A 7,936-nucleotide genomic window follows, 5' to 3' on the forward strand; every position below is an offset into this window, starting at 1 on the left:
CCTGATTCTCAGGTAGCCATGACCAGCTGCTGCAGGGGGAACCTTGACTCACGTAACGGACATAGCAGCAACGGACAGGGAGATCCTGGAGCTGCTGTACAAAGGACTGGACGACGCGACGGTCGCGCGGAAACTGGGGCTAGGACATCGAACAGTCCAGCGACGCGTGCAGAATCTGATGGCCGCTCTGGGGGTGAGAGGTCGCGTCGCTTTGGGGGCTCGAGCCCAGGAGATCGGGCTCTTCTATCGTCAGCAGCAAACCCCCTGATTGCAGGAAGAAACAGCGTGAGATCAATACGCGATGAGCTCGTGCAGAGTGTTCCGTCTTGAGCTTCTCCAACTAACGATGCATCGGCCAGGCATCGCGCAAGGGAACCGTCTCAGTAAGTGGACCGAGCTGCCGAGTGTCATTGGTGGGCGCTCCCTGAGCTCTCCCTAAAAGACCGCTACTAACACAGTGCGCTTTAGGCGCAAGCGTGCGACTCAAAGGAGAACTATGCGTAGGTCACTCGGAGGGCTGGTCGGCGCTACGACCGCACTCGCCCTCACGGTGGGCGCGGCGTCGGATGCGCAGGCCTCAAGCGGCGATGATGCCAACCTGCACAGCATGGAGGCGTGCCAAAAGGAGCCTTGGAACTCTGACTTCAAATTCCACCTCTGGTACAACTCAGGCCAGAACGGCACGTACAGAAACATCGGTTACAGCGTCTACGACTTCAACGCCATCCGGCCCGGCGGAAGTGACCCGGGCACTTATGCCCTGAGGTTTTGCATCCTCGGTGCGAGTTCTCCCTGGCCCGGATCCGGACAGAAGATCAAGAACAATGCGGCGTCAGGAGAGAACGACCACCACAGGTACTGGGCGAGGGTGTACTTCCACAGCGGCTACAAGGGCGCTCAGGACGTGATGGCCCCCTACCAGCACATCGACAGATTCAGGAACGTCTACAACGAAAACGCTTCCTTCCGCTGGACGTCGTCCTGACCGCAGATGGACACAAGGGGTAACAACGTGAGACAGCGCAGCACCGTCGTCGCAAAGGCCGGCATGCCAGCCCTGGCAGCCACAGCAGTCGCAGCCGTGGCCTTTTCCGTCACGATCGGGGCACCGTTCGAGGAGCGAGGAGGAGCACAGGGCCCTACCGCAGTCAGTCACCAGCAGGCCGCGGCCGAAGCCGCGGCGAACGACCCAAGCGACCCGTCGACTTGGCGGCTGCCCATCGAGGCATACATGCCGACCAGGGCCCAGGCGCAGCTGATCGGAACTACCCGTGAAGATCAGATCGACGTGTGCATGTCCGACGCCGGCTACGCCAACTGGACTCCCGCACCTGACTTGCCCGAGGTCGGGGGGAAGACGCTGACCGACTGGCGCTACGGCGTCCACGACGCGGGCCTCGCGGCGGAGTACGGCTACCACCCGGACGCCCAGGAGCAGCAGGCCTACGACACGGCCATGGAGGCAGGTGCGGTCGACAAGTCGGGGGCCGACCAAAACGTCTTGGAAAGCTGCGTTACACAGGCGGGCAACGAGATTCCTCCGGCCGGGAATGCAGACTTGGTGCAGCAGATCAGCGGTGACTCCTATCTGAAGTCAGAGAAGGCCCCAAGCGTCGTCGATGTCTTCGCGAAGTGGTCATCTTGCATGAAGGAAAAGGGCTACAGCTACGCCAAGCCGATGGACGCCAACGACGACCCGAGCTTCACTGACCCGACCAAGGTCAGCAAGACCGAGATCGCCACGGCGACCGCGGACATCGAATGCCGCGACAAGTTCAATGTGGAAAAAACCTGGTTCGACGCGGAAGTCGCCCTCCAACAGACGGCCATTGCACGGAACCGGGACGCGCTCGATGAAGCGATGACTGACATCAAGTCGGTAGTCGCCAAGGCGAAGGCAGCAGCCGACCGGTAGTTCTCGGACCCGCACCTCAGTCTTCAGCGCAGACAGATGTACGGCATGGGTGTGCACCGTTGCATCCGGCACGCGGGCCCCACGTACCACGCACGTCATCAGCTAGCCGTCCCTACGCTCCGCAAAGGCCTTGAGCGGCTCGCCAAGCGACATTTCCCACCGCAGGAGACATGCGGCCCAACCAGCACAGCGGGCCGCCGATTGACAGGCGCCATCGCACCGCGGGGCCCCACTCCCAACGAACGTGGCGCCCCTGATTCCCATGGCCACGTGAGAACGCGTGGCCGCCTACGGTTCAGGAAGGCAAAGTGAGACTCCGAAGACAAGGGAAGAAGTGGGCTGCCGCCGTGGCTTCAGCTTTGACGATAACGCTGCTGCCGCCGGCATACGCCTGGGCCTCGCCGCAGGGACAGACCACTGGCCAGACATCAGTACGCAAGACCCCGGCCGCCTCAGCATCCGGAAAGACAGATCCTGATCCGTCAAAGGTCACCAAACCGGACAGCAAGCTGCCGAACGGCTGGCGTTCCTCGGGCGACCGCGCCGTCACAGCCGTCGGAGACCGACAGGGACTTCACGTGCTCGTCGCGGACAGCGCACAGGCCTACCAGTGGCGGGAAACGGCGACGCTGCGGGAGGACGGATTCGACGCCGACGCCTGGATCGGCAACGTCTGCGTCACCGGCTCGGGAAAGCGGGCTGTGGTCGTCTACGCCCCACGCACGTTCACCAACCGGCCCCCGCTCTTCGACCGAGGAGCGTTCGCTGCAGTCGTCGACCTCGACAAGCACACCGTGACGAAACTGCGCCAGCAGGTCTCCCTCTCCTACTTCAACCCCGGGTGTGGAACGGGCGAAGAGGTGGTGCTGACACGGGCCGCCGACGAGGAGCTCGGCAAAACCCAACTGCTGCGCCTGGACACGGCCACCGCCAAGGTGACCCGCACCCTCACCGTCCGGGGGGAGGCGACCTCCGCCGTCCCGGTGGGCAAGAACATCGTCACCGCCCTCGGCAACCGCCTCACCCGCGTCCACCAGGACGGCAGCCGGCAGCTCATCGCCACAACCTCCGGGCCCGCCTTCCACCTGCATCCCGACAGCACGGGAGCGGTGGCCTTCCTCGACCGCCAGGCCAACCGCGCAAACGTCAAGCGGGCAGCCGGGTCCAAGGTCACCACACTCGCCCACGGCAGCCTCGGCGCGGTCGGTCTGTCTCCCGGCGCAAGAGGGCGGCTGTTCCTGACCGGCGAACCGAAGGGCGTCACCTCGCTTCCCGCCGGCATCCAGCAGACCACGGCCGCTGCCACCGCCGTGATGTCCTCCCGGGGGCAACTGGCCGTGGACCAGGCCGTCTCCACCGGGCTGCGGTCCCACGTCACCGATCCCCTCGCCGCGCGCGTAGACGACGAGGCACTTCCCTACAAGATCACGGCACACGTTCCGGCGACCGGGAAGAAGCTGAACTTCACCGTGCCGGGCGCCTCCACCGAACGTACGGACAAGCAGTCGCCCGCACTGGCCAGCGCCACGGCCGGCAAGCCCGCCGCCACGCTCCGAACGGCCGCCGCCTCCTCAGCGTCCACCCAGGACCCGGAACGCGCCTGCTCCATCGCGCGCAACGACGAGGGCGCGCAGGCCCTGCAGCCCACCCCCAACCAGGTGGAATGGGCCGTCGATATGGCCATCCGGGGCAACCTCACCAGCGGCTATATCACCCAGGGCAGCTGGCGCGCGGGGGACAGCCTCGGCTCCTCCGTCTCGCCCTCGACCATGTTCCCGCTGCCCGCGCTGAAGGGAGCCGCGTCCGGCTCGCGGATCCCCGCGCAGGTACTGCTCGGCGTCCTGGCCCAGGAATCGAACCTGTGGCAGGCCTCGTACCACGCGCTGCCGGGCCAGACCGGCAACCCGCTCATCGGGAACTTCTACGGCACCAACATCTACCCCGGCACACCCGGTTACGACCCGGACAAGATCTGGACGATCGACTGGAGCAAGGCCGACTGCGGTTACGGCATGGGCCAGCAAACGGACGGAATGAGCGTCGCCTCCCGGGCGCAGCCCGGCAAGCCCGCAGCCTTCCCCGCCGACCAGCAGCAGGCCATCGCCCTCGACTACACGGCGAACGTCGCCGTCGCCGCGCAGACTCTCGCCAAGAAGTGGAACGAGCTGCACACCGACGGCCAGACCATCAAGATCAACGATGATGACCCCAAGTACATCGAGAACTGGTTCGCCGCCGCCTGGAACTACAACCTCGGCTACAACACGCCTGATTGGACAGGCAAATGGGGGCTCGGCTGGCTCAATAACCCGGCCAACCCGAAGTACCCGGCCGACCGCTCCGCCTTCCTCGACAAAAACCACTACGCAGACGCCGCGTCACCACAGAAGTGGCCCTACCCGGAGAAGGTGATGGGCTGGGCCGCCTACCCCATCGACACCGGCCGCTCCTTCAGCGACACGGGCGTGCAGGACAACGGCAACACCCACGGCTTCCAGGCCGCCTGGTGGGGCAATGAGGGTGCACGCACCAGGGTCAAGCCGCCACTGGACACGTTCTGCAACAGCAGCAACGGCTGCAGCGCCGGCAACCCACCTCAGTGCACCACGGAGGACTGTTACAAGCAGCATTGGTACCACTCCAACGCGATCTGGAAAACGGCTTGCTCCGTCGAATGCGGCAACGAAACCCTCACCTACAAGACCCTGCGCGCCGAACTCGGCAGGGGCAACAGCGCCCCGCCCAACTGCTCCACCAGCGGCCTACCGCCAGGCGCCCTCGTCATCGACGACGTGGCCGCAAGTGCGCCGACTCTGCGCAGCGACTGCTCCAAGTCCTGGACCAACAGTGGCTCCATGGAGTGGGCTTTCGCGGGGACCAGCGGCAGTAACGGCACCACTTATGAGGGCAAAGAAGACTTCCACCAGGTCGGCGGCGGCTTCGGTGCGCACTTCTGGTTCGCCCACACCCGCAACGACCAGTACCGCATCAAGCAGATGAAGGTCACCGGGACCTGGACACTGACCCAGCGGCTCAACCAGTGGGCCCGCGTCATGGTGCATCTGCCGTCCACCGGATCCGAGTCGCAACAGGCCCGGTACGACATCGCACTGGGCAACGGCAACACCCGGCACCGGACCATCAACCAGTGGACGTCGAAGAACGGGTGGGTCCCCCTCGGCACCTACCACTTCGTCAACGGAAGCAAGCCGCAGAGCGTCTCCCTGAGCAACGCGGCGAGCGATGGCACCGCCGACGACGACGTAGCCTGGGACGCGGTCGCGTTCGTGCCGCTTTCCGCGAAACCGGCGGACTTCGTCGTCGCGATGGGCGACTCATTCTCGTCCGGTGAGGGCGCAGGCTCGTTCGCGCCCGAGTCGGACCGGGACTACGGCAAGCGGACGTGGAACGCCTGCCACCGCAGCGCGAACGCCTGGAGCCGCAAGGCCGTCCTGCCGGGCCGTTCGTCGTCCATCGGAGCGCTCGCCGACGCGAACGATCCCACGCTGGACTACCAGTTCGTCGCGTGCTCGGGCGCATACACGGACAACGCGCTGGGCAAGAGCACGTCGGGAATCCGTGATGGCCAAGCAGCCCCTTGGGGCTGGGGGAACGACGGGGAATTCGACGAGATTCCGCAACTCGGTTCCGGTGTGCTGAGCGGCGACACCACCCTCGTCACGCTTTCCATCGGCGGCAATGACGCACGCTTCTCGCCGCTGGCGGCGGCTTGCGCGGCCACGGACTGTTCGGACAGTGGATACACGTACAAGAATGACCCGAAGCCGCTCAAGGAGTACGAGCCGGAGTACATCGCCAACTATGTCGGACTATGGGTCAACGAGACACTGACCGAAATCCGGCACCAGGCTCCGAACGCCAAAATCGTCCTCATGGGATACCCCAGACTGTTCAGCCCCACGGCATGTGCCGTCGAGTACAACGACCACGAAGTCGCGATCTTCAACTCATGGGCGGACAACCTTGCCACGGCGATGAAGAAGGCAGCCACAGGCCTGGGCGATCCGAAGATCGTCTACACGAATCCGCAGTACAAGTTCGAGGGCCACGCCTTCTGCGACGGGCCCCACTACATCAATCCCATTCAGTTCAGTCCGAACGGTCCGGGAGATTTTCAGGAATCCACGATGCCGAGTCGTGCTTCCATCCATCCCAATGATCTCGGTACCACTGCTTACGCGGAGGTACTGCAGGACGCTCTGAACGGCAACCTGCACTGACAACTGGTGGTCGGGGTGCTGCCCGAGCGAAGGGCGGCACCCCAGGGCTTCGGCGTAGTCGGCTGACGTCCGGTTGCCGACGGTTTGTCGGGTTGGGTGGGGTCCGGAACAGAGCAGGCACGGACGTCCGTGATCATGGAGTTCTCGACGCTCTGTGACCTTGGACTGCCCGTGCCTGCCGACGCATCATCTCTGATCTCCCCTGCCCTTGACCAGCTCAGACCGCATCCGGAGGCGTCCGGGAGTGAGGTCCCCAGCCTGCTGGAACGCCTCGCTCAGGTCCCGGACCCGCACGATCCGCGGGGAGTACGGCATGGGCTCGTTACGGTCCTCGCTCTCACGGCCTGCGCGGTCCTGGCCGGGGCACGGTCCCTGCTGGCGGGAGGGGAATGGGTGGCCGACGCGCCGCCGGCCCTGCTCGATCGGCTCGACGGTGTCGTCGACCCCCTGTTTCCGAAACGGTCCTGGCCTGCGGAGTCCACGATCCGGCGGCTGCTGGCCAGAGTCGACGCGGACGCCCTGGACAGGGCTGTCGGGGCCTGGCTCGCGGACCGGCAGACCAGGGACAAAGGATTGCGGGCACTGGCGGTCGACGGGAAGTCGCTGCGGGGTGCGGCCCGCGCCAAGGGGAGAAAGATCCACCTACTGGCCGCCTGCGACCATACGAGCAGCCTGGTCCTGGCCCAGCTGGACGTGGGCGAGAAGACCAACGAGATCACCTGCTTCCAGCCCCTCCTCGACACACTCGAAGGGCCTGGCCGGCACGGTCGTCACCAGCGACGCGATGCACACCCAGCACGACCACGCCGTCTATCTCCTGGACCGGCAGGCGCACTACATCGTGATCGTGAAACGCAACACGAAGAAGCTCCGCGAACAGCTCAAGTCCCTTCCCTGGAAGGACATCCCGCTGCAGGACAGGACCCGCACGAGCGGTCACGGCCGCCACGAGATCCGGCGACTGAAGGTCTGCACCGTCAACAACCTCCTCTTCCCCGGCGCCCGCCAGGTCGTCCAGATCGTCCGCCGCCGCGTCCACCGAAAGACCGGGAAGATTACCCTCAGGACTGTCTACGCGGTCACCAGCCTCACCGCTGAACAGGCAGGCCCGGCCTGGCTTGCCCTGCTGATCAGGCGGCACTGGCCTGTGGAGGATCTGCACCACGTGAGAGACGTGACCTTCGCCGAGGACGCCTCCCAACCGCGGACCGGCAACGCTCCCCGCACGATGGCCACCTGCCGGAACCTCGCGATCGGAGCCCTCCGCCTGGCAGGCGTCCGCAACATCGTCTCCGGCCTCGGACGCGCAGCCCGGGACCAAACCCGACCCCTCGCCCTTCTCGGCCTCACATGACCAAAACGGACGACTACACCGAAGCCCTGGCGGCACCCCAACCGCACATGTCAGAAAACGAACCAATTACCCCTGAAGATCCCTTCGAGTGCATAGGAGGCTCCGGCGCCGACCAGCCAAAAAAGGAGGAGGACGACCAGCGTCGCGATGACGAACTGACCACCGACGGATCTCGCGAAACGTGTCGATTTCAAGCGCTTGTAATCCACCACTCCACCCTCCCGCACACCGACAGGGTACGTACAGAGTGAACCGCCCCGTGTCGAATGGAGACTCGATTTCATGAAAGGATCGAGTCATGGCACGACCGTCCCGTTACCCGCTTGAGCTCCGCCGTCGCGCGGTGCGCATGGTCGCCGAAGTGCGCGACGACTACCCGAACGAGACGGCCGCCTTGCAGGCGGTCGCGGACAAGCTCGGCATCGG

At 65.2% G+C, this 7,936-nt stretch carries 6 protein-coding genes and 1 pseudogene; 6 read left to right on the top strand and 1 reads right to left on the bottom strand.

Annotated elements, in window-relative coordinates; translation table 11 throughout:
- Positions 1 to 43 precede the first annotated feature (43 nt).
- The 6 genes and pseudogenes from ACFY93_RS09765 to ACFY93_RS09790 all read left to right on the top strand — a co-directional run bounded on the left by ACFY93_RS09765 (position 44) and on the right by ACFY93_RS09790 (position 7,510).
- Complete coding sequence (locus ACFY93_RS09765; RefSeq protein WP_391355463.1) at positions 44 to 268, top strand: LuxR C-terminal-related transcriptional regulator; 225 nt, start codon at positions 44 to 46, stop codon at positions 266 to 268.
- Positions 269 to 496: 228 nt separating this feature from the next.
- A complete protein-coding gene (locus ACFY93_RS09770; RefSeq protein ID WP_391355465.1) occupies positions 497 to 985 on the top strand; it encodes a hypothetical protein in 489 nt (162 codons plus the stop codon).
- Positions 986 to 1,012: 27 nt separating this feature from the next.
- Positions 1,013 to 1,915, top strand: a complete 903-nt coding sequence (locus ACFY93_RS09775; protein WP_391355468.1) for a hypothetical protein — start codon at positions 1,013 to 1,015, stop codon at positions 1,913 to 1,915.
- Between the two features lie 578 nt (positions 1,916 to 2,493).
- Complete coding sequence (locus ACFY93_RS09780; RefSeq protein ID WP_391355470.1) at positions 2,494 to 6,156, top strand: SGNH/GDSL hydrolase family protein; 3,663 nt, start codon at positions 2,494 to 2,496, stop codon at positions 6,154 to 6,156.
- A 135-nt stretch (positions 6,157 to 6,291) separates the two neighbouring features.
- Positions 6,292 to 6,642 (top strand): annotated as a pseudogene (locus ACFY93_RS09785) (transposase family protein); the annotation flags it as partial.
- Positions 6,643 to 6,940: 298 nt separating this feature from the next.
- The gene (locus ACFY93_RS09790) at positions 6,941 to 7,510 is read left to right on the top strand and encodes an ISAs1 family transposase (RefSeq protein WP_391355473.1); all 570 of its coding nucleotides are present in this window, start codon (positions 6,941 to 6,943) and stop codon (positions 7,508 to 7,510) included.
- A 50-nt stretch (positions 7,511 to 7,560) separates the two neighbouring features.
- Here ACFY93_RS09790 and ACFY93_RS09795 read toward each other — a convergent pair whose 3' ends face one another.
- Positions 7,561 to 7,722, bottom strand: a complete 162-nt coding sequence (locus ACFY93_RS09795) for a hypothetical protein (protein ID WP_391355476.1) — start codon at positions 7,720 to 7,722, stop codon at positions 7,561 to 7,563.
- Positions 7,723 to 7,936 lie beyond the last annotated feature (214 nt).

The sequence above is a fragment of the Streptomyces sp. NPDC008313 genome (assembly GCF_042956125.1).
Taxonomy (GTDB): domain Bacteria; phylum Actinomycetota; class Actinomycetes; order Streptomycetales; family Streptomycetaceae; genus Streptomyces.